Genomic DNA, 25,453 nt, shown 5'->3' with positions numbered 1-25,453 from the left:
CTTGACCGGGTGTTCTGACTTACCTCGAGACTGACCTCGAATTGGGTGTCTTCAAGTGGACCTGTCGGCATTCGGTGAAGCCCGGAATTGACACCTGGATTCGTGATGACTGGGCCGGGTGAGGTTATGACTTCATAGGAACCTGTCGGCTGCGGTTGGTCCGACTCTTCACCGTCCTGTCTGCCTCACCCGGCGTAGTCATCCTCCACCGAAGTGAAGGAGACAGGAACCGCAATGTCGAGCATGACTGTAGAGGGGGTGTCGACGCAACCGGTGTATGCCGGGGTCGATACCCACAAAGACACCCACCACGCCGGGATCGTTGACGATGATGGCCGGCAGATCAGTGACGCGCAGTTCGGTACTGATCGGGCCGGGAACGAGGCGATGCTGGAGTGGTTGGCCCAGTGGTGGGTGCATCGGGTCGCGGTGGAACAGACCGGTAGTTACGGGTTGGGGTTGAGCACGGTGCTGCGCGAGCATGGTTACACCGTCAAAGAACTCAACCGCCCGGATCCGACGGTGCGGGCCACGGTCGGCAAGTCCGATCCGGTTGATGCCTACACCGCGGCGCAGGCGGCGCGGACCGGGCGCGCCGATATCACTCCGAAGGATCATTCCGGGATCGTTGAGTCGATCCGAATGCTGTCCACGGCAAGGGCTTCGGCGGTCAAAGCGCGTAGTGTCGCGTTGAATCAGATCCGGGATCTGGTGATCACCGCACCGGTGTTACGGGAGAAGCTGGCGGGGTTGACGACCCGGAAAATGGTGGCGGTCATCTGGTCGTGGCGACCCAATCGTGGCGAGTTGGGTGACCCGGTACAGGGTGCGAAACTCGCGTTACGGGGAATCGCCGGACGGGTCCGTGACCTCGATACCGAGATCAAGGCCTACGACACCCAACTCAACACGCTGACCCGCCGGGCCGCGCCGCGGTTGCGGGCCCGCCCGCAGGTCGGTCCGATGATCGCCGCGCAGTTGTTGGTGACCGTCGGGCAATGCCCGGACCGTATCGGTAGTGATGCGCAGTTCGCGCGGCTGGCCGGGATCGCGCCGATCCCCGCGTCCTCGGGGAAGACCAGCCGGATGCGGCTGCACCGCGGTGGGGACCGCCACGCCAACTCCGCGGTCCACCTCGTGGTCATCGGCCGGTTACGTAAACACGAGAAAGCACTCGCCTACCGCGAAAAACGACGAGCCGAGGGAATGGCCGATAAAGACATCATCCGCGCCATGAAACGCCTCGTCGCCCGCGAACTGTTCTACGCCCTCAAAGCCGATCTCAAAGACCTCGACCACACCACAAAAAACGTCTCCCAGACCCCTTGACACGTTATAGGAACGTCCCCTTGTGCAGAAGGGCTTCCGGGCCACGGGCGGCACGACACCTCGACCACCGGGTGAGGATTCCACTATGAAGTTCTCAAAGATCAGGCGCGGTCCCGGCGATGCCGGGTGCGGGGAATCAGGCTGCTGCGTCGTCGAGTCGCATGGTTCTGCGGTGATACGACGGCACTGGTTGTCGTTTCGGGTCGATGCTGGCGGGCGGGACGAGCCACGGGTGGCGGTCGAATCCCATGATGATGTCCCAGCCGTGGTGATGCACATCGTCGTGGCAACTGCTGCACAGCAAACAGCCGTTGTCGAGGTCGGTGGGACCACCATCGGCCCAGTGCTGCACGTGGTGTCCTTGGCAGCGTCCGGCGTGGGCACCGCATTTGATGCATCCACGATCACGCACCAACAACGCTTTGCGTTGTCCGGGGGTGAAGAAGCGTTTCTCTTCACCAACACTGAGCGGTACACCGTTGGGGTCGAGCACGATCTTGGTGATGGTGTTGTCACACGACAACATCCGCGCGGTGGCCTCGGTGATGGCACCCATATTCTGCAAGTCCCCGCCGAGGGCCGGGTTGTCGGCCGACCAGGTCCACAACAGGCCGTTGGTCAGTTTCGCGGAGAACGTGGTGTCGGCCAAACCTTGTGCCGCCAACTCCACGATCGTTTCGAACGCGGCGGCACAGATCTGCTCGGGCGTGCGGGGATCGGGGGACCCATCGGGTTGAGGCTTGGGCGCCGACAACGTTTCCATCAGAGTGCGGGTTTTCTCGCCGGCCACGATGTCGAGGTTCGCCGAGATTTCCAGCCGTCCGTCGTCGGTGATGCGGTCGGTGTAGCTGTTGATGTTCTTGTCCTCCGCGGCAGGTAGCCCGCCCGGCGTCTCCGCGGCGAGCTCGTTTCCCAGCTGCCGTGCGTAGAGGTTGATTTCGGCGGGGGTGAATCCGGCGAAGTAGTGTGACAGCAGTTTCTGCAGGTATTCGCAGCGTTGGACGGTGTCGAGGGGTTCGGGAGAGCGGGTGTCGATGTGCGCCAGTCCGCGGACGATGGCGTCGGCGTGTTCGGAAGAAATGGATCCGTCCGCGGCATGCGCCAACAACAGATTTACATCGGTGGTGCCGGCGACCCGCACATACCGACCTGCGACCGAGGGCGCGAAACCCATGCTGATCAACAGTTCTCGCAGTCGGGTGGTTTTGTGATCGGCGACGCCCAGCCGGTCCAGTTCGCCGGTGAGGGTGGTGGCGTGGTGATCGATCAGGTCTCGCAGCAGCAGGACCTGCTTCATCGCACCGAAGGCTTGGGGTCCGGTCATGTCCGGGTTCCATTGCAGGTTGCTGAGTTGGGTGACGATGGTGGCGAAAACTGCTTCGGCGTCAACGGTTTCCGCGTCAAGAATGGTAGTGGATTCGATCATGGGCCCCTCCCCGGTGGCTGATCGGTGTGATGGCTCCAGTGTACATCGCCAGGATGTTCGACGCAAGGGGTGGTTTGGTCAATTCTGCTTGTGGACAACGTGTTTCGGTGCTGATCTTCTGTCGGTGGGGTGTGGTAGGGGCGCGGTTTTCGCTGTAGTCGATGGATGTGGTTGCGATACCTGTCATCTCGCCGGGTCTCGAGGCCCGGCGCCTGGGGCGCCGTGCACCTCGACCATCGGGGGAGAGATTTCTCGACGGTCGGGTGGGCGGGTTACTCGACCACCGGGGGAAGAGGGGTTCGCGACGGTCGGGTGGGCGGGTTACTCGACCATCGGGGGGATGACCGTCGGGAGTGATGAGTTCGCGGCTTCACTGTGCGGACGCGGCTGGTGCAGTGGGGGCGTCTGCGAGTTCGGCTCGCGTCGGGCCCTGCCAACAATGGATGTGGTTGGGAGGCCGGTTATCTCACCGGGTCTCGAGGCTCGCCGCACGCGGCTCGCACCTCGACCACCGGGGGAGGGAAGGGATGCTCGTCGCTCGTGAAAGGGCGCCTTGACCATCAGGGGAAGAGGGTCTCGCGATTCGACGCTCTACTTCTGAACGACCGGCGCGGTGATCGGGGCGGTGACGGGAGCAGGGGCCGCGGGCGCGGCGGTTGCCACGCCACCGGAGGCGGCGGCGGTCACGATGCCGACGCCGACCACACCTATCGACAATCGACGAAACACCGGGCGGCGGATGTGCTTACGCATGGGGACTCTCCACTCCTTCTGGATTGATGTCGTCGGCGATCGGCTCGAAGCAGCGATCGACTGGAGCCAACCGTATGAGGCAATGTTGGGAGCCGGCTGTCCTCGTGCTGCTGATCGCCGGTGACCGTGGCGGTCGCGCGCTCTACAGTGAGTCGGCGATGCCCCACACCGACCCTCGACCTTCGCCACCCCCACGTCCGTCGATCAGACGTGCGTTCTTCGCCGTCCCCGACATCCGCGGGCGATGGGCTGCGGCGCTGCGCGCCGGTCTGGCATTCGCGATACCGGCCGTGGCGCTGTATCTCGTGGGTTTCGAGCGGGATGCACTTCTCGCGGCTCTCGGCGGGTTCGCCGCCTTGTATGGCGAGAAGCGGCCCTACCGGGTGCGGTGGCGGGCGGTGCTCACCGCGTCCGTCCTGCTCGTGGCGGCGTCCGCCGGGTACGGCGCCCTCGGTGCGTGGGCCGGACCCCACGCGTCAACACCCCAGGATCTGGTGATCGTCGCACTGTTGGTCGCCGGTGCAGCCCTGGTCACCTTCGGGGTCAATGCGCTGCGCCTCGGACCGCCCGGCCCGTTCTTCTTCGTGCTCACCGCGGCGGTCGCGTCCGTGGTGACGCGCCACGGGGTCGATCTCGTTCCACTCGTCGTCGCCACCACCGCCGGTGGCGTCGGAGCATTGATCGTGGCGATGGCGCCCGGGCTGTGGCGACCCCACGGCCCGGAAACGGCGGCAACCCTCGCCGCGATGGCGGCGGTGGAGGATTACCTGGACGGCAATCGTGGCGCCGATCGCGCGCGACGGCACGGCGTCGCCCTGTCGACTCTGCACGCGTGGACCGTGCTGCATGACGCTACGGCAACGAATACCGCTTTGGCACAACAGCTCTGGCAGTCGATGCATCGGCTGCACGGCGCTCGCAACCCGCTGGCGATCTCCCCGCCGCTGGGACGCCCGACGGTCGCTCACCGCCTACGCAAGGCCACGGCCCCCTTCAGCCACGCCCGGATCACCACCGGCCGGGTGATCGTGTCGGCGTTCTGCGCGGGCGCCGTCTCGGTCGTCGTCGGGCTCACCCGGCCGGATTGGGCGATCCTCGGCGCGGTGCTCGTCCTGCAGTTGGGACCGGATCGGATTCGGGGGGTCATCCGCGGCGCACACCGGCTGGCCGGCACCGTCGTCGGGCTGGTGGTCTTCGCAGCCCTTCATCTGCTCGATCTCGGCGTTCCCGCGCTCATCGTCGTGATCGCCGTGCTCAATGTGCTGATCGAGCTGACGATCGTCGGCAACTACGCGGTGGCGGTCACCTTCATCACGCCGCTGGCGATGCTCATGGGCACCCCGTCGGCCGACATCACCGTCCCGGTCCGCGATCGTTTCCTGGAGACCCTGGTGGGCGTGGTTCTGGCGATCGCCTCGATGTGGCTGGTCGGCACCCACCTGCATCGACGCAGCGCGACCCGCGCCGACGACGCCGTACTCGTCGACGTCGACCACGTGCTGGAGACGGTCACGGTGGTGCCCGTCGGAGCACCGGAATCGCTGGTCGCCCGCCGGGACCTGCAGTGGACGCTGCTGGAGTCGGAGATGACCGCGACCGACGCGGCCGGCGACGACCCACCATGGGCCCGCGAGCACTGGGCGCACCACGTGGCGGTGTGTCAGGTCGGATACGAGACACTGTCATGGTGCTGGCGTGCAAATCAGAGCCGATCGCTCGACCCGACGCTCGTCGGGATGCTGACCGAGCGCCGGTTACTGCTCGCTCCACCGGCACCGTGACCACCGGATCGACGGAGACCGAGAGGCGAGCCACCCCGTGGTTGATCCGTCGCGACCATCAGGAGTACTGTCGAGCGCATGCAGCGCGCGCTCCTTCTCGGTTGCCGCGGCGGGGTCTGAATCGACCGGCCCTCCGTCGCGGGCCTTCTTATGCGCCGGTCATCTTCCCTCTTTGACTTTCGGAGATTGACCAATGATGGCAGCAGCAGACACCTTCACCTCGGGCGCGAGTCGTATCGTCGAGCCCACCGGACCCATTCCCGCCGGCCAGCCGATCTGGAACAAGCAGCGCAGCTCGGCGATGCCCGTTCATCGTTACCGTCCCTTCGCCGACGAGGTCGAGGCCGTATCGGTTCCCGACCGCACCTGGCCCGACAAGATCATCGACCGCGCACCCCTGTGGTGTGCAGTGGACCTGCGCGACGGCAACCAGGCCCTGATCGACCCGATGAGTCCCGCCCGCAAACGTCGCATGTTCGACCTGCTGGTCCGGATGGGCTACAAGGAGATCGAGGTCGGATTCCCCTCGGCGAGCCAGACCGACTTCGACTTCGTCCGCGAGATCATCGAGGACGGCGCCATCCCCGACGACGTCACCATCCAGGTCCTCACCCAGTGCCGTGACGAACTGATCGAGCGAACCTTCGAAGCGTGCCGCGGCGCGGCGAACGTGATCGTCCACTTCTACAACTCCACCTCGGTCCTGCAGCGTCGCGTGGTGTTCCGCGCCGACAAGGGCAAGATCACCGAGATCGCCACCAACGCCGCGCGCCGGGTCCTCGAGGAGGAGAAGAAGTACCCCGACACCAACTGGCGCTACGAGTACTCCCCCGAGTCCTACACCGGCACCGAACTGAGCTACGCCAAAGAGGTGTGCGACGCGGTCACCGAGATCATCGCCCCCACCCCGGACAAGCCGATGATCATCAACCTGCCGGCGACCGTCGAGATGGCCACCCCCAACGTGTACGCGGACTCGATCGAGTGGATGAGCCGCAACCTGGCTCGCCGCGACTCGATCATCTTGAGCCTGCACCCGCACAACGACCGCGGAACCGCTGTCGCCGCAGCGGAATTGGGCTATCAGGCGGGCGCCGACCGCATCGAGGGCTGCTTGTTCGGCAACGGTGAGCGCACCGGCAACGTCTGCCTGGTCACCCTGGGCATGAATATGTTCAGCCGTGGCGTCGATCCGCAGATCAGCTTCTCCGACATCGACGAGATCCGGCGCACCGTCGAATACTGCAACCAGCTCAACGTGCCCGAGCGTCATCCGTACGGCGGCGACCTGGTCTACACCGCGTTCTCCGGCAGCCACCAGGATGCGATCAACAAGGGCCTCGACCAGATGAAGGTCGACGCCGATGCCGACGACTCCGACGTCGACGACATCACCTGGGCCGTACCGTATCTGCCGATCGATCCCAAGGATGTCGGCCGTAGCTACGAGGCCGTCATCCGCGTGAACAGCCAGTCCGGCAAGGGCGGCGTGGCCTACATCATGAAGACCGATCACGGCATGAGCCTGCCGCGGCGCCTGCAGATCGAGTTCAGCCGGGAGATCCAGAAACTCACCGACGGTGAGGGCGGCGAGGTGTCGCCGAAGGAGATGTGGGACGTCTTCGCCGACGAATACCTGCACCCGGTGCGCCCGCTCGAGCGGATGCGCCAGCGCGTGGACGCCTCCGAGATCGACGGCGGCGACGACACCATCACCGCGGTCGTGAAGGTCGACGGCGTCGAGAAGGAGATCAGCGGAACCGGTAACGGTCCGCTCGCCGCCTTCGTCGACGCCCTGGCGACAGTCGGATTCGATGTCCGGGTCCTCGACTACAGCGAGCACGCGATGACCGCGGGCGGCGACGCCAACGCCGCGTCGTACGTGGAGGCACAGGTCAACGGCGAGACCGTGTGGGGTGTGGGCGTCGCCTCGTCCATCACCACCGCCTCGTTGCGCGCAGTGGTGTCCGCAGTGAACCGGGCCCATCGGGTCACCGCGCCTGCCGACGACACCGCCGACGCCGCACCGCGGACCTGGGCTCCGTAAACCGGCGCATACCAGCCGGGCCATCACAGTCAGCCCGATGCGCGGGTGAACCCTGCCGCATCGTGTGAACGCACGGGCCGGACACACCTCGAGTGACCCTCGAATCGTGTCCGGCCCGCGCGGTGTCTCAGCGGAGATACTTTACGAGAGCCGGTGTGTGAGTTCAGTACTCGGCAATCGCCGAGACCGGCCCGCGCTCGATCGCGGCGACGAACTCGGCATGATCGGCCGCATTCACCTTGGAATACCGAGAAGCGAAACGGCGAATCGCCTTGTCGAACGTGTCGGTCTCCCCGAGATCGACATGTGGAGTTCGTTCTGGGAGTTCACCTGGTCGATGCATCGGCCGCCGAGCAGATCGCCGACGCGAAGGCCCTCCTCGACGCCGGGACCACCACCGAGGCGGAGCTCGGGGCACTGAAGGCCAAAGCACTGGCCTGATCGGCGCCGACGCGCGCGAATCGGCACTGGTCGGGGGCCGATCCGCACCAGGTCACACCCGCGGCGGACAGGTGAGTGTGAACACCTTATGCGCTGGTGAGTGGACGTGACGGCCTCGCCACGGACAATGGGAACACATGACCAACATGGAATTCCTCGCACTCGCCGCAGTGCTCGTACTCGTGGCCTGCGCCGCGGGGATCGGCGCACTCATCGGCATCATCGCCCAGTCCGGGCCGACCGCCCCAACTGCTGGGTACTCCGACGACGCCGTCCCCGCGGACATCCTTCCCGCCCGCTGATTCACGACCGGCCGGAGTCCCTCATCCGGACTCACCCCTCGTCCGAGCTCACCCGCCGGCCGCGGACGTAGACCTCGGCGATCGCCGGCTCGCGCAGCGCCATCAGCAACGCGAACAGCTCCTGTTCGCGGGCGAGATCGGCGTCGTCGGCGCGAATCCCGTTCGCCAGAACGGACTCGAGCGGCGGCCATCGCCACGGCTCGATCACCAGGAAGTCGGCTTCCTTGCCGACGTCGAGGTTGCCGAACCGATCCTCGGCGTCGAGAGCTCGCGCGCCGGCCAGCGTTCCGGTGAACAACAACTGCGCCGGATGGATCGACACACCCGCGTCTCCCGGCTCGGAGATGTGCACCTTGAACGCATCGGAGAGCACGCGGGAGATCAGCCACTCATCGCCTGCGCCGCAATCACTTCCGGCCGCCACGGTCACCCCGGAACCGACAGTTCTGCGCCACGGCATCGTGCCCGATCCGAGAAACAGCTGCGAGGTCGGGCAGTGCGCGATGGACGTCCCGGTCTCCGCCATCCGATCCAGTTCGGCGACGGTGCAGTGCACGGCGTGTGCCAGGATCGTGCGACGCCCCAGCAGACTCTCACCCCCGTGTGCCGAGCCCGGCAAGAACTTCCCATCGTAGGTGTCGAGGTAACTGTCGACCTCGAAAAGCTGTTTCACCGTGTCGATCTCACCGGTGCCCGGCCGATTGTTCTCGTTGAGGTGGGTGTGGACATACACCCCGGTGTCAGCCACGTCCGCATGCAGCTCGCCCAGAGCCCGCAACGTCTGCGTGGTCACCGACAACGTGAACCGCGGCACGATCGCGGTGTGCAACAACGACGTTGACGGATCTCCGGTATCGGTACCGTGCCAGCGTTCGATCTCCGCACGGGTCAGGGCGATGGCGTCGGCCTCGGAGGTGAGTAGCGGCTCGGCGGAATCCGGTCCGACCGTTTGGATTCCGCGTCCACTGACCAGTCGCAGCCCCACCCGGGCGGTCTCGGTGAACAACGCGTCCTGGGCATGGGTGAACGCCGACCCGAACACCATGGCCGCGGTCGTGCCGGTCGAGATCCGTCGCGTGGTGAAGTCACGGGCGATCCGCTGGGCGAACTCCGGGTCGGCGAGCCGGGCCTCGGCGGGAAAGATGCAGGTGCTCAACCACTCCAGCAGTTGCCCGCCCCCGTAGGCGTCGAGCGAATAGGTCTGCGGGAAGTGGATGTGGGCGTCGACGAATCCCGGGATCAGGTAGGCGCCATCATGGTCGACGGTGACGTCCTCGGCATCGTCGGGCATGCCGGCGCGCGGACCGCTGTAGACGATGACGCCGGTCGCGTCGTCGATCACCAGTGCGCCGTCGGCGATGTCGACCAGCGCGGCGGGCGCCTGCTGCAGCGTCGGTGCGCCGGTGATGTGGATCAGATGGCCGAGATGGATGGTCACCGGAACACGAAAACACAGCGGCGCCGATTCGGCGCGGCGAGCACCGGCGGGTGGCGGATACCGCCGGATCTCAGATGACGTGCCCGTCCCACTCGTGGTCGTGCATGAAGCCCTCGGCGAGGCCGACCCGGTACTTCAGGCAGCTGCGCACGATTCCGAGGTAGGCGACGGGAAGCGCGTAACCCGGCAGTCGGTCACCGCGTACGCCGATGACGTCGTCGAATCCGCGCAGGTCCCGGAAGTACTGCCGCATGGTTCGTCCCTGCCGCGCGTCCTCGCGCCACCCGAAGATCGTCATGCCGACCTTGATCATGGTGTGCACGTCGTCGTCGGGGACGATCAGCTCGTCGTTCTCGCCGAAGAACGCCTCGTCGACGCGATTGTGCGGCCGGAACATCATGATCCCGCTGGTGGCACGCGGATTGCACTCGATGCAGTAGAGCCCCTTCTCCGGGTGGTCGATGAAGTCGAAGCCGACCTGCCCGGTGAAATCGGTGTCGGCGAGGAACTTCTCGACCCAGTCGAAGATCGGCTGGTGCTGCGCCGAGACGAAGGACAGGCACGAGCTGCCACCGATCGCGTATTCGACGGGGTAGGTCGCGTGCGCGAAGATCTTGCCCTCCCGCACCACCGAGTACGTGCAGTAGCGATCGCCGGTCAGCCACTCCTGCGCGAGCCACGGGTTGCTCGGATCGTGATCGAGCCACTCCATCCGATCGCCCGGATACACCTTGTGCACCTTCTGCGAGCCGCGCGAGTAGCACTTCTTGACCGCGAAGGGGCCGGTGAAATCGAGCTTCTCGATGTCCTCCGGACTGTCGAGCCGCGCGAACTTCAGGGTGTCGATGCCGTGCTCGACGAGCATCTCCTGGAAGTCGTACTTGTTGTGCAACCGATTCTCGAGCTCGAAATCGGACAGGAAGAGCTCGCAGTCGGACGGGAACAGTCCCCGCATCATCGACAGGATGTCGGTCTCCTCGTGGATCGGGATGACCATGTCGACGTGTTCGTCGACGACGATCCTGGCCAGTTCACGGCAGTATTCCTGCGGCTTGAACTTGGGCGGCGGGACAAGGTGGAACGAGTCGACGGCCTTCGACACCCGGGTCAGCGCCACCGGGATCGAGTCGACGGTGGTGACCCGATGCCCGGCCGCCGCGAGCAGGCGCGCCAGATTCAGGCTGAGAAAGGACCGGCCGAAGGTGATCAGGATGTGTTTACCGGAGAAGGCCACGGGGCGAGTCTAGGCGTGTGCGCCCCGGTGGCTGCGGCGGCTGCCGGGCCGCCATGGTTTGTCGGACCCCTGCCGCATACTCACCTCACACCGCTTTCGGCCCCGACCCACGGGGCCACAGTCGGGCAAAGGGTACAAATCGATTGCATTGAGCGGGCGGGGGCGGATTACATGGAATAGCGGACCCGCGGTCATCGTTGGGATTCTCTGGATTGTTAGGTTGGCTACGTTCGGTCGGGCGGAAGGGGTGCGGCGATGCTGTTCGTGATCGGCGTCATCTCGGCATCGCTGGCCGCCGTCGCCTACGGCATGTCGACGGTGCTCCGAGCACTCGGTGCGCGCCGGGTCGCGCAGACCGAACGCGAGGACGGCGTCGTCGACACCAACGCCGCCGGCGGCCCGTCGCTGCAGTCGACCATGTCGACGCTCGTCGACCCCTCCTTCATCCTCGGCACCGTCATGGTGATCGTCGGATTCGCCGGCGGTGCGGTCGCCGCGCGGTTCCTCCCGCTGTTCCTGTCGCAGACCATCGTCTCGGCGAATCTCGTCGTGACGGCGTTGCTCGGCACGATCATGCTCAATATCGCGTTGCACACCCGCGACTGGATCGCCATCTGGCTGGTCGTGTTCTCGCTGTGCCTGCTCGGTTTCTCCTCGTCGCACACCACCGGTGAGGGCCAGGCCGACACCATCCACTGGGGCTTGTTCGGGGCGACGATCCTGTTGTCGGCTCTGGCTCTGCTCGGGGTGTACCGGCTCGGACGCCACGGCGCGATCGTCGGTGGCGCGATGGCCGGTCTGCTGTTCGGTGTCATCGCGATCGCCGTGCGCATCCTCGACGGCGTACACCCCTTCGACCTGAAGGTGCTGCTGCTCGACCCGGCCGCCTGGACCATCGCCGTCGCCGGTGCCTGCGGGTTCTTCGTGCAGACCGTCGCCCTGCAGCTCGGGGCGGTCAACGGGGTGACCGCGGTGCTCGTGGTCGGCGAGACCGCGGGCCCGAGCCTCGTCGGAGTACTGTTCCTCGGCGACACCGCCAAGGCGGGCCTCGGCTGGCTGGCCGTCGTCGGTTTCATCGGCGCCGTCGTCGGTGCGGTTCTCGTCGCCTGGTACGGCTCCGGTGATCCCGACCACTTCGGCGAGGCGCCACCGATGAAGGGCGGATGGCGGCGCGGCCGTGAGGATTTCGACGAGGAGGACGAGTTCGGCGAGCAGGAGCGTCTGGAACTGTCGCCGAACGAGAACGAATTCTGCGACGCCGACTTCACTCTCGTCGAAGAAGACCTCGAGGCCGACCTCGGCATACCGCGCGACGATGAGCATCGCCCGGCGACCCGCAACGGGCACGATCGAGCGCAGTGAACTCTCGGCGACATCCCGGCCGCGCCTTGACACCCGCACCGGTCAGCGGCAAACGTGTGAGGCATGTCGTCTGACCAGATCTCGTATGCGCGCCGCGCGTACGAGACTCTCGAGCCCTTCCACATCCTCGCCTACTTCAACCCCGGCCTCGGTGCCGCACAGGAGGCCACGGGCCTGAATCCGCACGCGTTCTATGTGGGCGCTCGTGGGGCGCCACTGGGTGAGTGTGCGCCGACGGTGGTCACCTCGGCCTTCTTCAACTTCGCTCCCACGTCGATCGCCAAGAGCTGGCCCAAGGCGGTGGCGTGTGGCCTCGAGCGGGTGTCGCAGGCGCGGTGGACGATGCTCGACGAGCAGTTGCGGACCATCCTCGGCGAGCGCGTCGACGATCCGGAGATCGCCCGTCTGGCCGATGTCTTCGCCGACGCCGGACGTACGCTGCCCTACACCGGTCGCCCGTTGGCCGCCGCGTGGGCGGAGTCGCCGGCTCCCACCGCTGCGCACCTGCGACTCTGGCACGCAGTCGCGATAGTGCGAGAATGGCGCGGCGACAACCATATTGCCGCCCTGGTCGTGAGCGGGCTCAACGGCATCGACGCCGCAGTCTTCCACGAGGCCACGCTCCCCGACCCGACCGTACGGCGGCGGTCGATGGGCCGTGCGATGACGCTGCTCACCCGCGGGTGGTCGGATCAGGACTGGGAGGCATCGGTGGATCGGCTCGTCGAGCGTGGACTCGCCGAACGCACCGACGACGGGCATCGACTGACCGCCGCAGGTGCCGCTCTCTACGACGACGTCGAGGCCACCACCGACGCTCTCGGCGAACAGCTCTGGGCCCGAACCGAGCTCCACGACGCGCTGCAGGCAATCCGGCCATACGTCAAGGCGGTCATCGACGCCGGTGTGTTGCCGGGGACGACCCGCAAGAGCTGATCAACTCGGCGATTCCGGGGTCATCGGCCATGCCGGTGCGGTAGTCCTCGAAGGGTGAACGACGTCGCCGCCATCGAAGCGCTCAAGTACCGATACCTCCGTGCCCTCGACACCAAGGACTGGGACACCTTCGCCGACACCCTGACCGACGACGTCACCGGCGAATACGGCGACTCCCTGAGCTTCACCACCCGCGATGAACTCGTCGGCTTCATGCGGACGTCGGTGGGACCCGGGGTGATCACCGAGCATCGCGTCTCGCACCCGGAAATCGAGGTGTCCGGCGATGTCGCACACGGGCGCTGGTACCTCTCGGATCGGGTGATCGTGCCCGACTTCGAGTTCATGCTCATCGGCGCCGCGTTCTACGACGACACCTACCGCCGCACCGCGGATGGTTGGCGGATCTGCGCGACCGGATACGACCGCACCTACGAGGCCCACGTCCCGCTGGCCGAGATCCCCGGCTTCACTCTGAAGGTGGGGCCGGCGATCCGGACCGGCGAGTGAGCCCAGCGTCTCCCCCGACATGACGGCGGGCAGGTCGTTGCTGCCGATGTCGGACCGCTGTGGCCCGGATACGTGTCGGCGCACCGGGTCTCGAGGCTCGTCGCTATCGCTCCTCGGCACCTCGACCACCGGATGGAAAGGCCCGGAGCATCATTCGGTCGCTCCCCCGATGGTCGACCCGTCCCCCGATGGTCGACCCCCCGATGGTCGAGGTGCGAGCCGCGTGCGGCGAGCCTCGAGACCGCTTGCGCCGGTGCTGGTTCGGTCCGACAGGGTGGTGCGGATACACCCCGACGGTCAGCGTTCGCGCAGGATGAGGTCGGCGATACCGTCGCGATCGGTGACGTCGAGTTTGGTGCAAGCCCGGTAGATGTGGCCCTCGACGGTGCGCACCGAGACGGTCAGCCGTGCGGCGATCTGCTTGTTGGACAGACCGGAGGCGACGAGGTTGGCGATTTCGCGTTCGCGGGTGGTCAGCGGCAACGGCTGGGCTGCCTCGACGAGGGCCGGGGTGCGCAGCCCACCGCAGGCTGCGGCCAGCCGGTTGGCCATCGACGACGATGCCACCGTCGCCGACCGTCGACCCGAACGATCGTGGACGGCGCTGGCCTGGGCGGCCACATCGGCCGCCGACAGACGACGACCGAGCTTCTCGAGATCGGCTGCGCAGACGTCGAGTTCGATGCCGTCACCGGCCGCGTACGCCGCAGCGTGGCGGGCGTAGATGCCCGCGAGCGGGCCGTCGATCTGCTCGGCCAGTTCGGCCAGACGGGGTCCGGCGCTGGCATCACCGAAGCGCACCGCGGTGTGCAACGCCTCCGCCTCCACTGCCAGCTGCCCGGTCTTGGCCGCCAATTCGGCTGCTGCCCAGGCACGTTCGATACCGATGGACACCGTTCCCGCGGCGGCGGCCTGCCACGCCTCGGCGACCCACAGCATCGGCCGGAACACCGCGACGTGCAGCCCGTCCCGGGCGCGTGCGCGACCCAACACCTCCTCGGCGCGGGGCGCCTCGCCCAACGCGCTGAGCGCTTGAGCCAGAAAGACATACGCGGGGAAGTTCCACGATGCCGAGTACTCGTCGCCGTCGAGGGTCGCCAGGGTCTGCTCGATACGCCGCACCACCGACGCGCAATCGCCGCGCGCCAACTCGACCGCCGACACCAGGATTCCCGACATCGCCCAGCTCAGATACTGTGCGGTGTTGGCGAATGCGACGTAGCGCTGCACCGCGTCACCGGCCGCGTCGACCCGTCCGGACAGGATCAGCCCGAGGATCTCGCCGATGCCTGCCGGGTACCGGAGCAGCCCGTCGGTGTAGCGTTCGGCCTCCCGTGCGCGACGGGCCAGCGGATCGAGTTCGTCTCCGCGACCGGACAATGCGCGCGACAACATCCCGCCGAAGACTCCCCACTCGACCGCCCACGGCAGGGCGTTCGGGGACTCCAGCGCGACGTCGGACAGCGCGATCGCGTCGGCGATGCGATTCTCGAACAGCGCGCACGCCGACGCGATGCCGTCGACGATGCGCAGCAGGTTCTCGTCGTCGACCTCGGCACGCACCTTCTCAAGGATCTCCTCGGCGCGCTCGGCCTGATTCATCACCCAGAACCTGTTGCCGACGCGCTGCAGACCGATCCGCAGCCGCAGCGGCGCGTCGAGTCCGGTGGTGTCGATGTGGGCGAGGACGTCCTCGGCCTCGTGGGGATGGCCCTGCCACATGAGTGCCCGGGAAAGCAGTTCGGCCTCGGCCGGGCCGCCGCCCTCCTCGATCGCCGCCCGCGCGAAACGTTCTCCCATCGGTGTCTGCGCCAGGTTGAGTGCGTCGTCGGCGGCCGCCGACAACAGGCCCAGATCGACCGCCGAGGTGTCGCTCTCCAGCGCCAGCTCGGCCAGCCGGATACGGTCCAGCGGGGTCGCGAGCGGACGTTCCCGCAACGCGCGCACGAGATTCCCCCGCAACCGCCGCGACGACGCGAAACCCAGCCTGCGCCGGATCACCTCACCGAACAGCGGATGGTGGAAGCCGACGTTGAGTTCGCGCCCCTCTCGCTCGATGCGCACGAGCCCGTCGATCTCGGCCTGCTCGACTGCTTCCTCACCGGCGACCTCGGCCAGCACGTCGAGGTTCAGCGGTTCACACAGGCTGAGATACTTCAGCGCGGTCAGCACCGCCTCGTCGAGCTGTTCGATACGCCCGTCGAGCAGTGAGGCGAGTTCGGAGGTGATCGCCGCGCGCCCGCGCAGCTGCCACACGCCGTTGACCTGACGCAGGGTGTTCGCCTGGCGCGCGCCATCGACAAGATGCCGCAGGAACAGCGCATTGCCTCCCGACGCCGCCCACATCCGGTCGGCCGAGTGCTCCTCGAGCTGCCCACCGAGGACCGACTCCACCAACTCCACACTCTGCTCTTTGGTGAACGGCGACAAGGTGATCCGCAGGAGATGGTTGTCCTTCCACAACGACGTCACCGCGTCCGGGACGGACTCGCCGCTGCGGACGGTCGCCACGATGTGCACGGCTCGGTCGATGGCGAGCTGATGGAGCAGCGTGGCCGAGAGCTCGTCGAGCAGATGGGCGTCGTCGACGCCGATGACCGCATTACCGCCGGCGAGCAACGATTCGCGGGCCGCCGCGAGATAGGTGACCGGATCGCTCGACGTCGCCGGGCCGACGAGGTGGGCGAAGACACCGAGCGGGATCGATCGGGCCGATTCGGTCCCGGCGACCCATCGCACTCCCGTACCGATCCCGGCCGTGACGTGTCGCGCGAGTGTTGTCTTGCCGACGCCGGAATCACCGGTCAGCACCACACCGCAGACCGCGGTCTCTTCCCGCAGGGCGGCGGAGATGGCTCGGTATTCTTTCTCGCGTTCGACCAGAGGCCAGTTCGCCATGTGGGTATTTTAGTCCTTTTATCAGCTAAAACGCAGCTTTGGTTCAGCTGTTCGACGGGCGCGGACGAGCTGGGCGGCTCACGCGTCGCGCTGATTCGCCAACCACACCCCGGCGACGAAGACGACGACGGCCCACAGCGCGAAGTACACCAGCGAGACACCGGAGTTCCAGTGGTAGTCATCGCCAGCGGTGGCCCCGGAGAGAAAACGTGATCCGTTGGCGAACGGCAGGAACGGCCCGACCCAGTCCTTCACCTTGGGCACCGCGCCGAGGATGGTCTCCACCACGAGCATCCACACCAGCACGATCGAGATCGCGCCGGCCGTCTGCCGCACCAGTGCACCGACCCCCATCGACAGCAGCACACACAGCGCCGCGTAGACGGGGATGCCCCAGATCTGCCGGATGACGGTGGCATCGCCGAAGCCGAAGCCGCCGATGCCGGCGACCAGGATGCCCACACAGATGACGGTGAGGATCAGCATCGTGACGAAGGTCAGCGACACGTAGACCGTTGCCTTCGCCAGCAACGCCGAGGTGCGCTTGGGCACCGCGAGGAACGTCGCGCGAATCGTCGAGAACCGATATTCGCTGGTGATCCCGAGGACGGCCATGATCATCAGGACGATGACGGCGAACTGGTTGAGCCCGAGGAGCGCGACGCTCAGCGCGGAGCCGTCGACACCGGCCGAGGTCGATGCCGTGGCGGTGTCGGGCCCGGCGGTCTCGTTGACATTGCTGGCCAGACTCGCGAACAGCGCGGTGACGCCGAGACTGAGGATCACCACGAGGCCCATGCACCAGTAGGGCGAGCGGATGGAGGTGAGCTTGATCTGCTCGGCGCGCAACAACTCGATCATCGGTGTCCCCCGTCCGCAGGGCCCTGCTGCGGGTGGCCACCGGGCGGTGGGTACTGGCCGGGTGGGTACTGGCCGGGTGGGTACTGGCCGGGTGGGAATTGTGCGGGCGGGTACTGGCCGGGCGGGACCTGAGCGGGTGGCGCCCATTGACCCGGCCGGCCCGACGCCTGCCCGGGTACCGGACCGAAACCCGGCGCGGGTGCGGGCGGCGCCACGGCGGCGCCCGGCTGCTCGGTGCCGCCGTGATACTCCACGGCGTGGGCGGTCATCGCCATGAACGCTTCCTCCAGCGAGGCGGTCTGCGCGACGAGTTCGTGCACGGTGACCCCGGCGGCCGCGGCGACGTCGCCGACCTGATCGGTGGTGATGTCATCAAGGGCGAGCACCGGCCGACCCTGCTGGTCCTGCTCGGGGCGCGGCGATAGTCCCGCCGAGACGAGTGCGTTGTGCAACTGCTCGGGTTGCGGGGTCCGGACCCGCACCACGGTGCGAGCCGACGCGGTGAAGTCCGACACCGAACTATCGGCGATCAACCTGCCCTGGCCGATCACCACGAGCCGCTCGGCGGTCAGTGCCATCTCGGTGAGCAGGTGGCTCGACACCAGCACCGTACGACCTTCGGCGGCCAGGGATTTCATGAAGTTGCGAATCCAGACGATGCCCTCGGGGTCGAGCCCGTTGACCGGCTCGTCGAACAGCAGGGTGTGTGGATCACCGAGCAGCGCACCGGCCAGCCCGAGCCGCTGCGACATACCCAAGGAGAAGCCGCCGGCGCGTTTGCGGGCCACCTGCGTCAGGCCGACGGTCTCGAGCACCTCGTCGGCACGCGTGGAGGGGATGCCGTTGCTCGCGGCCAGCCACCGCAGATGCGAGCGCGCACTTCGGTTGGGGTGCACCCATTTCGCGTCCAGCAGAGCGCCGACCTGACGCAGCGGATGATCGAGCTCGCGGTAGGGCTTGCCGTTGATGATGGCGCGGCCCGACGTCGGCCGGTCCAGACCCAGCATCATCCGCATCGTGGTGGACTTCCCGGCACCGTTCGGGCCGAGGAAGCCGGTGACGACCCCCGGACGGACCTCGAACGACAGGTTGTCGACGGCACGGACGTTGCCGAAGTCCTTGGTGAGGTTCTCGACACTCAGCATGCCGACGACACTACACACCGCCCGTTACCACAGGCCTGCCACTGAATGACCTCGCACCGTCGGACGAGTGGCCCGTCCGACGAACGACGCAACTCAGACCTCCGGCGAGGAGGCCAGCGCCCATCGCCGACGGGGAATCCGGCCCGCGGTGGCGGCCAATCGCCCGGCGGCGACCGCGTGCCGCATCGCCGACGCCATCCGCTCGGGATCGTCGGCGCGCGTCACCGCGGACGCCAGAAGAACTGCGTCACAACCGAGTTCCATCGCCAACGCGGCGTCACTGGCCGTGCCGATACCCGCGTCGAGGACCACCGGCACCCCTGCCGCCGACACGATCATCTCGATGTTGTGCGGGTTGCGGATACCCAGCCCGGTTCCGATGGGCGACCCCAGCGGCATCACCGCGGCGACCCCGAGATCCTCGAGCCGCGTCGCGAGCACCGGATCGTCGTTGGTGTAGGCGAGCACCGTGAAGCCGTCATCGACCAACTGCCGTGCGCCGTCGAGCAGTTCGACGGGGTCGGGCAGCAGGGTGCGGTCATCGGCGACCACCTCGAGCTTGACCCATGACGTCTCCAGTGCTTCGCGGGCGAGTTGCGCGGTCAGGACCGCCTCGGCCGCGGTGCGGCTGCCCGCGGTGTTCGGCAGCGGCGCGATCCCCAGGCGCCGCAACACATCCAGGACACCTGTCGTGCTGCCGGCATCGACCCGGCGCATCGCGACGGTCGTCAGCTCGGTGCCGGAGGCCACCAGTGCGCGTGACAGCACGTCGAGGGTGCTCGCCCCGCCCGTACCCATGATCAGTCGGGAGGTGAACTCGCGGTCGGCGATCCGCAGGGGGTCGGCGGCCGGTGAACCATCGACGGGTGGTACCCGGGTGACGCTAGCCACCTTGCACCGCCGTCACGACCTCCACGGTGGCACCGTCGTCGAGGACGGTGTCCCATCGGCTTCGCGGGACCACCGTGCCGTCGACGGCGACCGCAATCCCCTTGTCCGGCAAGCCCATCGATGCCAGTAGGTCGCGCACCGATCCGCCCGGGCGAAGCGGGCTGTCGGTGCCGTTGACCGTGATCGTCATGTCGCATTCCTCTCCTCGCGCGCACCGACGAGCGACCCGTCGTCGGCGAGCACACCCATGAACACCTCGGAGGTGTACGGCGCCAACACGATTCCGTTGCGTCCGTGGCCACCGGCGACGACGATCCGTTCATCGAGCCGTTCGATGATCGGCAATCCGTCGGGTGAGCACGGGCGAAATCCCGCGGCGGCCTCGACGAGCGCATAGTCGCGGGCGCCGGGAAAGACCTCGATCGCGTCGGCGAGCAACTCGGCGACGCCGACGGCCTGCGGCGACGGCTCGCCGGAGCGCCATTCGTCCATGTCGCCCTCGTATTGGGTTGCGCCGACAACGATTCCGTCGTGTCGCGGCACCAGGTACACCATGCGCCCGTCGACCCGTGCCCGGATCACATGACGCGGAGGTGGCACCGTCGTGCGGTCGGCGCGCAGCCGCAGCACCTCACCCTTGGCGAGATGGATCGGGGCTCCCGGCCACAGATCCGCCAGCCCGGCGCCCGCCGCGAGCAGGATGTGATCGGCGTCGTCGAGCTCGGCGAGATCGGCCACGCGGCGCGTGGTGATCCGGCCACCGGCCGCGACCAGCGCGGTTTCGAGGGCAGTGAGGAGTCGCCGATTGTCCACGGCCCCTTCACCTGTCGCGAGATAGCCGCCGCGCACCCGCGCTCCGATCGCCCGTTCCCGTGCCCGGACCCCGGCGGCGTCGATGCGGCTGAGCCGATCCACGGCGTGCGGACGGGTCGACCACACGAAGTCGGCGAGCTGGGTCAGATACGCCGCGTCGGCGGCGCTCGTCGCGACGAACAGGGAGTCGGTGGCGGTGGCGATCTGCGGGTCGCCGAGTCGCTCGATGAGCGCCGGCCATCGGCGGACCGACCGCTCGGAGATCGCGAGCAGCGCATCCTCACCGGGGTGGCCCTCACCGAGGGAGCCCAGCATCCCGCCGGCCACCCATGCCGCGCGCCGGTCTCGGCCGGCGTCGACGACGGTGACCCGCCAGTCGGCATCGGCGGCCGCAAGTGCGCAGGTCAACCCGATGACACCACCGCCGACGACGGCGAGGGTGCGGCGAGTGCCGCCCGCGGTGTCCGCGCGGTCGGCGGGGTTCATGCTCGGATGCTCATGCTCTGCAGTCCTTCCTTCGCCGGCATGATCCGGATCAGGTGTGACGGTCAGCGGGGGCGTCCCGCACTCTCAGCCCGGCGTACCCCGGACTCCCGTGTCGTGTCCTCCACCCTAACAGCGCGGCGAGGGGTGCGGGTACGCCCGTGCCCTAGCCTGTGAGACATGCCCCGAGAGAACCGGATTGCGCGCGAGAGCGCCACCACCGACGATCCACGGCGGGCACGTCTGCGTGCCGCGCGGCTCTACCTGTGCACCGACGCCCGCCGCGAACGCGGCGATCTGCTGGAGTTCGTCGACGCCGCCCTGGCCGGTGGTGTCGACCTCATCCAGTTGCGCGACAAGGGATCTCCCGGTGAGCGGGAGTTCGGGGCCCTCGAGGCCGGCGAGGAGTTGGCGCTCCTGGCGGAGATGCGCGGCGTCGTCGACGCACACGGGGCGTTGCTGTCGGTCAACGATCGCGCCGACATCGCGCTGCTCGCCGGTGCCGACGTCCTGCATCTCGGTCAGGGTGATCTGCGGCCCGAGCAGGCGCGGCGCATCGTCGGCGACGACGTGATCGTCGGGGTCTCCACCCACGATCCCGACCAGGCCCGCGCCGCGATCGCCGACGACGCCGTCGACTATTTCTGCGTCGGTCCCTGCTGGCCGACCCCGACCAAACCCGGGCGCGCTGCCCCCGGTCTCGGGCTCGTGCGGGAGGTCGGAGAGGTATCCAAGCCGTGGTTCGCGATCGGCGGCATCGACGCCGCGCGGCTGCCCGAGGTCCGCGATGCCGGAGCCCGGCGCGCGGTGGTGGTGCGCGCGATCACCGCCGCCGACGACCCGACGGCCGCTGCCGCGCAGTTGCGCGCCGGTCTTGCGTAGACCGCACCGGACGCCTTTGTCGCCCGCGGACACCCGGAACTCCCTTGCCCGCGGGTGTGCGACGGCGTTAGAGTGGCCCGATCATGTGCACACGAATCGCGCTCGTAACCCGCCGCAGCGGGGTCTGATCTGGCCGACCCCCCGCTGCGGGGTCGTTGCGCGTTCTCGTCGGTCACCTTCTCTTCGACCGAAACGATGATCCACGATGCACAGTCGTCACCTTTCCCCTGCACCCTGTTCCTGTACCGAGTCGCCCGGCGACGCGGCGCGACTACCCCGAGGTATCCGTGAGGAGGCAGACGGCATGACCTGGCAGGAATTCACCGAGCTGTACGCCGACACCGGCACGATCCGGCTCGGCTCGCTCTCGATCACCCCCGCACCGGCCGACATGATCGAATGCCGCGCGACGATGGCCTACGCCGACCGCATCATGTCGATGTCGGCCACCGCGACCGGACCGGTCGGCGCGATGACCTCGATCCTGCACGACCTCGGCGCCTCGGTGTCGATCGTGTCGTTGCACCAGCGTCCCACCGACGGCGGGTTCGCGGCGTTCCTGCTGTGCGAGCGCGACGACCGTCAGTGCTGGGCCTACGGCGACGGCGCCACCGGCGACGAAGCCAACGTCAACGCCCTCATCGCCGGCGCGAACCGACTGCTGCCCCGGTAGCGGCCGGGGCCCGTTCAGTTCTGGGGATCGAGCGCGGCGATCCGGTCCCGCAAATCGGGCCAAGCCTCACCGAATGCCGGATGCAACGGCAATTCGTCGACGTCGGCCTCGTCGACCCAGCGCAGTTCCGCCGATTCGCCGTTGGCGACGGTTCGAACGGGTTCGTCGATGTCGGCGATGACTGTTGTGTACGTCCAGCCACCCTTGGCGCGGTGGGTGACCAGCGCGGCGACCACCTCGACGTCGGCGGGGTCGAGACCCGCTTCTTCCTGCGCCTCACGCAGTGCGGTGTCGATGGCACTCTCGTGCGAGTCGCGCGCACCACCGGGTAGTCCCCACGTCCCACCCTGGTGCGACCACACCGCCCGATGTTGCAGCAATATCAATGTGCGGCCGTCGGGCTGCGGGGTGCGCAGCAACAATCCGGCTGCACCGTTGACACCCCAGTACCGTGACCCATCGGTGTCAATGACCCAGCCGTCCCCGTCTCCACGCACCGCGACTCCTGACGCCGACCGGCGATCCGGGCTCTCCGGGACTCGCCACCGACCTCCACCGTATGTGAGTGCGGCCACTGGGGCCAGGTTCGCGGAAACACCACGCGTGGTGAGTCCGAGGTCACGTGCGCGCGGCTAGGGTGGAAACAGACCGGCACCGAAAAGGCGATAAGACCCGAGGGGGCCACGTCGTCACTTCGGACGGGGATGCCGGGGCGAGGACAACGACACGAACGACCGACGAGCCAGAAGGGATCGTGTGGTGACCGGCCAGGCATCTCCCGTGCGGACGGTGCTCACCCGTGCGGGCAAGACCATCCGGCCCAATGCGTCCTCGCCACCGATCCGCCAGGTCCTCGCCGACCGTCGCGAGCTGATGTCGCTGGGGCGCACCCGAACCCAATCGCCGTTGGCCACGATGCGCCACTACGCGGGCACCACGCCCGGGAAGTTGGTGATGATCGGGGTGGTGCTCGTTATCGCCATCCTGGGCGTGGGCTGGTACGGATCGACCGTGCTGCAGGACCGCACCAACGCGCTGAAGAACATGATCGACCAGGGCGAGCCGCTCGCCGAGGCCTCACAGGTGCTCTACAGTTCGCTGTCGATCGCCGACGCCTCGGCCAATTCGGCCTTCATCTCCGGCGGGCTGGAGTCCCCCGATCTACGCAGCCGCTATTCGAATGCGCTGGCCACCGCGTCGGCGTCGTTGATGAAGGCCGCAGGCACCTCGGGGGCGCCCGGCGAGGACACCGACGACGACGATCGCGCGGTCAACGCCGACCTGCAGACCCTGGCGACGACGATCCCCGTCTACAGCGGGCTGATCGAGACCGCGCGCACCAACAACAGACTGGGCAACCCGGTGGGCAGCGCCTATCTCGGGCAGGCGTCGGCGGTGATGCACGATCAGATCCTGCCCGCGGCGCAGCGCCTCTACGAGCGCCGATCCGACGCCATCGCCGATCCCCAACGCACCCTGACCATCCCGCCCTACGGGGTGTACTTCGGGTTGCTGGTTCTCGCGCTCGCGCTGATCGGCACCTCACGCTTCCTCAAGAAACGCACCCGTCGTCGGTTCAACATCGGGGTGGTCGCCGCGTTGACCGCGATCCTCGGCGGTCTGGTCTGGCTGTTGGTGTCGGGGCTGGCCTCGGTGGCCGCGACCAATTCGGCGAAGACCGACGGCGCCGACCCGCTGCGGCAACTCACCGAGGCCCGCATCCTCACCCAGCAGGCGCGGTCGGCGGAGACCTTGTCGCTGGTCCAGCGCACCGATCAGTCCGATCTCGATCAGACCTTCTCCGGCGCCACCGCCGGGATCAGCACGATCCTCGCCGACCTCGGTGGCCAGACCAGTTCCGACGACGGCGCGTTGACCAGCACCCAGGTGCGGTCCATCACGACCGCCCTCGATCAATGGCGCGAGTCCGACCAGAAGACGCGCGCGGCCATCGAGCGCGGCGACTTCGCACAGGCCCGAACCCTCACCATCGGCGCGGACCCACAGAGCACCGCGAGCAGTTACGCCGCGGTCGATTCGTCGCTCACCGATGCCATCACCACCACCCGCACGTCGTTCCGCGACGACATCAACACCGCTCAGCGCGTCATCGGATACACCGGGTCGGGGATTCTGGTGTTGACCGTGTTCGCCGCCGTGGCACTGGCGCTCGGCCTGGTGCCGCGGGTTCGGGAGTACCGATGAGACGCCCCAGGTTGTTGGGCCGCAGGTTGTTGGGCCCCGGGTTGTTGGGCCGCAGGTTGTTGGGCCGAGATGGCGCCGTCGCGACTGTGGTGCTCGCATTCGGCCTGCTCACCACCGGTTGTGTCACCTTCACCGCACCCGACTCGCCACCGCCCGCCGCGCAGGCCATCACCCCGACCCCACCGGGCGCGGAGACCGAGACGACCACCGAACCGGTCCCCGACGCCGACGCCTGCAACGCAACGGCCAGCCTGCGACCGCCCGATCCGATGCCGGAGCCCAAGCAGATGCCACCGGGCAGCACCATGGCGGCGATCGCCGCGCGCGGGCGACTCATCGTCGGCACCGACATCGGCTCCAACCCGTTCAGCTTCCGCGACCCGATCAGCGGCGACCTGCAGGGTTTCGACGTCGACCTCGCGCGCGAAGTATCGCAGGCGATCTTCGGCGACCCCAACCGCATCGAGTTCCGGGTGCTCAGCTCCAACGATCGCATCGACGCGCTGCGCAGCGGGTCGGTGGACATGGTGGTCAAGACCATGTCGATCACCTGTGACCGGTTGGCGTCGGTCAGCTTCTCGACCCCGTATTACATTGCCTCGCAACGCATACTCGTGCTGCGCAACTCTGGGATCACCGATGTCGACGGTCTGGCCGACAAACGGGTGTGCTCGGCCCGCGGTGCCACCTCGATCGGACGGATGCAGGCCGAACAGCCACGTGCCAAGATGATCACGACCGTCACCTGGGCCGACTGTCTGGTGATGTTGCAGCAGGGCCAGGTCGACGCCGTCACCACCGACGACGCGATCCTTGCCGGCCTGGCCGCACAGGACCCGTGGGTGCAGATGGTGGGACCCGGATTCGGTTCGGAGTACTACGGCATCGGGCTCCCCCAGGGCCACGACGACATGGTGCGTTTCGTCAACGGCGTGCTCGCGCAGGACGTGGCCGACGGACGCTGGTATGCCATCTACAACCGGTGGCTCAGCAACATCGGCCCCGGTTACGGTCCACCACAGGCGATTTACCGGGACTGAGCG

23 protein-coding genes are annotated in these 25,453 nt (G+C 67.5%); 12 read left to right on the top strand and 11 right to left on the bottom strand.

What is annotated here, in order from left to right:
* Positions 1-234: 234 nt before the first annotated feature.
* Entirely contained in the window at positions 235-1,329 is a 1,095-nt protein-coding gene (locus J6U32_RS05950) for an IS110 family transposase (protein WP_208792828.1), read from the top strand.
* Between the two features lie 136 nt (positions 1,330-1,465).
* Here J6U32_RS05950 and J6U32_RS05945 read toward each other — a convergent pair whose 3' ends face one another.
* Both J6U32_RS05945 and J6U32_RS05940 read right to left on the bottom strand, forming a co-directional pair.
* Positions 1,466-2,755, bottom strand: a complete 1,290-nt coding sequence (locus J6U32_RS05945; RefSeq protein ID WP_208793971.1) for an HNH endonuclease — start codon at positions 2,753-2,755, stop codon at positions 1,466-1,468.
* A gap of 591 nt (positions 2,756-3,346) precedes the next feature.
* Positions 3,347-3,508: a hypothetical protein gene (locus J6U32_RS05940; RefSeq protein ID WP_208793970.1), complete on the bottom strand. Its 162-nt coding sequence runs from the start codon at positions 3,506-3,508 to the stop codon at positions 3,347-3,349.
* Positions 3,509-3,666: 158 nt separating this feature from the next.
* On the opposite strand from J6U32_RS05940, the gene J6U32_RS05935 reads away from it, so the two are divergent.
* The 4 genes from J6U32_RS05935 to J6U32_RS05925 all read left to right on the top strand — a co-directional run bounded on the left by J6U32_RS05935 (position 3,667) and on the right by J6U32_RS05925 (position 8,079).
* A complete protein-coding gene (locus tag J6U32_RS05935; RefSeq protein ID WP_208795976.1) occupies positions 3,667-5,289 on the top strand; it encodes an FUSC family protein in 1,623 nt (540 codons plus the stop codon).
* A 196-nt stretch (positions 5,290-5,485) separates the two neighbouring features.
* Positions 5,486-7,336, top strand: coding sequence for a 2-isopropylmalate synthase (gene leuA, locus J6U32_RS05930; RefSeq protein WP_208795975.1), 1,851 nt, complete (start codon positions 5,486-5,488; stop codon positions 7,334-7,336).
* Between the two features lie 306 nt (positions 7,337-7,642).
* Entirely contained in the window at positions 7,643-7,777 is a 135-nt protein-coding gene (locus tag J6U32_RS27630; protein WP_280118992.1) for a hypothetical protein, read from the top strand.
* A gap of 137 nt (positions 7,778-7,914) precedes the next feature.
* Complete coding sequence (locus J6U32_RS05925; protein WP_208793969.1) at positions 7,915-8,079, top strand: hypothetical protein; 165 nt, start codon at positions 7,915-7,917, stop codon at positions 8,077-8,079.
* Positions 8,080-8,110: 31 nt separating this feature from the next.
* Here the strand turns inward: J6U32_RS05925 and J6U32_RS05920 are convergent, their stop codons facing one another.
* Positions 8,111-9,517 carry an amidohydrolase family protein gene (locus tag J6U32_RS05920; RefSeq protein ID WP_208793968.1) on the bottom strand — a complete coding sequence of 469 codons (1,407 nt, stop codon included), beginning with the start codon at positions 9,515-9,517 and terminating at the stop codon, positions 8,111-8,113.
* A 70-nt stretch (positions 9,518-9,587) separates the two neighbouring features.
* On the bottom strand, positions 9,588-10,751 hold the full coding sequence (locus J6U32_RS05915) for a carboxylate--amine ligase (protein WP_208793967.1): 1,164 nt from the start codon (positions 10,749-10,751) through the stop codon (positions 9,588-9,590).
* Between the two features lie 255 nt (positions 10,752-11,006).
* Here J6U32_RS05915 and J6U32_RS05910 point away from each other — a divergent pair, with 255 nt between their 5' ends.
* The 3 genes from J6U32_RS05910 (at position 11,007) to J6U32_RS05900 (ending at position 13,559) form a co-directional block, all read left to right on the top strand.
* Positions 11,007-12,113, top strand: coding sequence for a DMT family transporter (locus J6U32_RS05910; RefSeq protein ID WP_208793966.1), 1,107 nt, complete (start codon positions 11,007-11,009; stop codon positions 12,111-12,113).
* A 63-nt stretch (positions 12,114-12,176) separates the two neighbouring features.
* Positions 12,177-13,049 carry an SCO6745 family protein gene (locus tag J6U32_RS05905; RefSeq protein ID WP_208793965.1) on the top strand — a complete coding sequence of 291 codons (873 nt, stop codon included), beginning with the start codon at positions 12,177-12,179 and terminating at the stop codon, positions 13,047-13,049.
* Between the two features lie 54 nt (positions 13,050-13,103).
* Positions 13,104-13,559, top strand: a complete 456-nt coding sequence (locus J6U32_RS05900; protein ID WP_208793964.1) for a nuclear transport factor 2 family protein — start codon at positions 13,104-13,106, stop codon at positions 13,557-13,559.
* Positions 13,560-13,856: 297 nt separating this feature from the next.
* On the opposite strand, the gene J6U32_RS05895 is transcribed toward J6U32_RS05900, so the two are convergent.
* From J6U32_RS05895 to J6U32_RS05870, 6 genes are all read right to left on the bottom strand, one after another.
* Positions 13,857-16,457 (bottom strand): helix-turn-helix transcriptional regulator, encoded by a 2,601-nt coding sequence (locus J6U32_RS05895; RefSeq protein ID WP_208793963.1) that lies wholly within the window; start codon positions 16,455-16,457, stop codon positions 13,857-13,859.
* A gap of 78 nt (positions 16,458-16,535) precedes the next feature.
* A complete protein-coding gene (locus J6U32_RS05890; protein ID WP_208793962.1) occupies positions 16,536-17,318 on the bottom strand; it encodes an ABC transporter permease in 783 nt (260 codons plus the stop codon).
* Positions 17,315-18,463 (bottom strand): ABC transporter ATP-binding protein, encoded by a 1,149-nt coding sequence (locus J6U32_RS05885; protein ID WP_208793961.1) that lies wholly within the window; start codon positions 18,461-18,463, stop codon positions 17,315-17,317. The genes J6U32_RS05890 and J6U32_RS05885 overlap by 4 nt, the downstream gene beginning before the upstream one ends.
* A 93-nt stretch (positions 18,464-18,556) precedes the next feature.
* A complete protein-coding gene (locus tag J6U32_RS05880) occupies positions 18,557-19,354 on the bottom strand; it encodes a thiazole synthase (RefSeq protein ID WP_208793960.1) in 798 nt (265 codons plus the stop codon).
* Positions 19,347-19,544: a sulfur carrier protein ThiS gene (thiS, locus tag J6U32_RS05875; protein WP_208793959.1), complete on the bottom strand. Its 198-nt coding sequence runs from the start codon at positions 19,542-19,544 to the stop codon at positions 19,347-19,349. Before thiS ends, J6U32_RS05880 begins: the two co-directional genes overlap by 8 nt.
* Positions 19,541-20,653: an FAD-dependent oxidoreductase gene (locus J6U32_RS05870; RefSeq protein ID WP_208793958.1), complete on the bottom strand. Its 1,113-nt coding sequence runs from the start codon at positions 20,651-20,653 to the stop codon at positions 19,541-19,543. Before J6U32_RS05870 ends, thiS begins: the two co-directional genes overlap by 4 nt.
* A 177-nt stretch (positions 20,654-20,830) precedes the next feature.
* On the opposite strand from J6U32_RS05870, the gene thiE reads away from it, so the two are divergent.
* Together thiE and J6U32_RS05860 are read left to right on the top strand one after the other, a co-directional pair.
* Positions 20,831-21,532 carry a thiamine phosphate synthase gene (gene thiE, locus J6U32_RS05865; protein WP_208793957.1) on the top strand — a complete coding sequence of 234 codons (702 nt, stop codon included), beginning with the start codon at positions 20,831-20,833 and terminating at the stop codon, positions 21,530-21,532.
* 304 nt (positions 21,533-21,836) lie between these two features.
* The gene (locus tag J6U32_RS05860; RefSeq protein ID WP_208793956.1) at positions 21,837-22,205 is read left to right on the top strand and encodes a hypothetical protein; all 369 of its coding nucleotides are present in this window, start codon (positions 21,837-21,839) and stop codon (positions 22,203-22,205) included.
* A 14-nt stretch (positions 22,206-22,219) separates the two neighbouring features.
* On the opposite strand, the gene J6U32_RS05855 is transcribed toward J6U32_RS05860, so the two are convergent.
* A complete protein-coding gene (locus J6U32_RS05855) occupies positions 22,220-22,702 on the bottom strand; it encodes an NUDIX hydrolase (protein ID WP_208793955.1) in 483 nt (160 codons plus the stop codon).
* A gap of 262 nt (positions 22,703-22,964) precedes the next feature.
* Between J6U32_RS05855 and J6U32_RS05850 the strand changes: the two genes are divergently transcribed.
* A complete protein-coding gene (locus tag J6U32_RS05850) occupies positions 22,965-24,410 on the top strand; it encodes a hypothetical protein (protein ID WP_208793954.1) in 1,446 nt (481 codons plus the stop codon).
* Positions 24,407-25,450, top strand: coding sequence for a transporter substrate-binding domain-containing protein (locus J6U32_RS05845; RefSeq protein ID WP_432276984.1), 1,044 nt, complete (start codon positions 24,407-24,409; stop codon positions 25,448-25,450). Before J6U32_RS05850 ends, J6U32_RS05845 begins: the two co-directional genes overlap by 4 nt.
* Positions 25,451-25,453 lie beyond the last annotated feature (3 nt).

This window comes from Gordonia polyisoprenivorans (genome assembly GCF_017654315.1).
Taxonomy (GTDB): domain Bacteria; phylum Actinomycetota; class Actinomycetes; order Mycobacteriales; family Mycobacteriaceae; genus Gordonia; species Gordonia polyisoprenivorans_A.
The sequence above is the reverse complement of the archived record's forward strand: the minus strand, read 5'-3'. Positions and strand labels throughout refer to the sequence as shown.

Coding starts and splice junctions, on each gene's coding strand:
- J6U32_RS05890 (WP_208793962.1), bottom strand. CDS start 17,318: ATGATCGAGTTGTTGCGCGCCGAGCAGATCAAGCTCACCTCCATCCGC.
- J6U32_RS05925 (WP_208793969.1), top strand. CDS start 7,915: ATGACCAACATGGAATTCCTCGCACTCGCCGCAGTGCTCGTACTCGTG.
- J6U32_RS05940 (WP_208793970.1), bottom strand. CDS start 3,508: ATGCGTAAGCACATCCGCCGCCCGGTGTTTCGTCGATTGTCGATAGGT.
- J6U32_RS05860 (WP_208793956.1), top strand. CDS start 21,837: ATGACCTGGCAGGAATTCACCGAGCTGTACGCCGACACCGGCACGATC.
- J6U32_RS05910 (WP_208793966.1), top strand. CDS start 11,007: ATGCTGTTCGTGATCGGCGTCATCTCGGCATCGCTGGCCGCCGTCGCC.
- J6U32_RS05885 (WP_208793961.1), bottom strand. CDS start 18,463: ATGCTGAGTGTCGAGAACCTCACCAAGGACTTCGGCAACGTCCGTGCC.
- J6U32_RS05870 (WP_208793958.1), bottom strand. CDS start 20,653: ATGAACCCCGCCGACCGCGCGGACACCGCGGGCGGCACTCGCCGCACC.
- thiE (WP_208793957.1), top strand. CDS start 20,831: ATGCCCCGAGAGAACCGGATTGCGCGCGAGAGCGCCACCACCGACGAT.
- thiS (WP_208793959.1), bottom strand. CDS start 19,544: ATGACGATCACGGTCAACGGCACCGACAGCCCGCTTCGCCCGGGCGGA.
- J6U32_RS05905 (WP_208793965.1), top strand. CDS start 12,177: ATGTCGTCTGACCAGATCTCGTATGCGCGCCGCGCGTACGAGACTCTC.
- J6U32_RS05950 (WP_208792828.1), top strand. CDS start 235: ATGTCGAGCATGACTGTAGAGGGGGTGTCGACGCAACCGGTGTATGCC.
- J6U32_RS05945 (WP_208793971.1), bottom strand. CDS start 2,755: ATGATCGAATCCACTACCATTCTTGACGCGGAAACCGTTGACGCCGAA.
- J6U32_RS05845 (WP_432276984.1), top strand. CDS start 24,407: ATGAGACGCCCCAGGTTGTTGGGCCGCAGGTTGTTGGGCCCCGGGTTG.
- J6U32_RS05895 (WP_208793963.1), bottom strand. CDS start 16,457: ATGGCGAACTGGCCTCTGGTCGAACGCGAGAAAGAATACCGAGCCATC.
- leuA (WP_208795975.1), top strand. CDS start 5,486: ATGGCAGCAGCAGACACCTTCACCTCGGGCGCGAGTCGTATCGTCGAG.
- J6U32_RS05935 (WP_208795976.1), top strand. CDS start 3,667: ATGCCCCACACCGACCCTCGACCTTCGCCACCCCCACGTCCGTCGATC.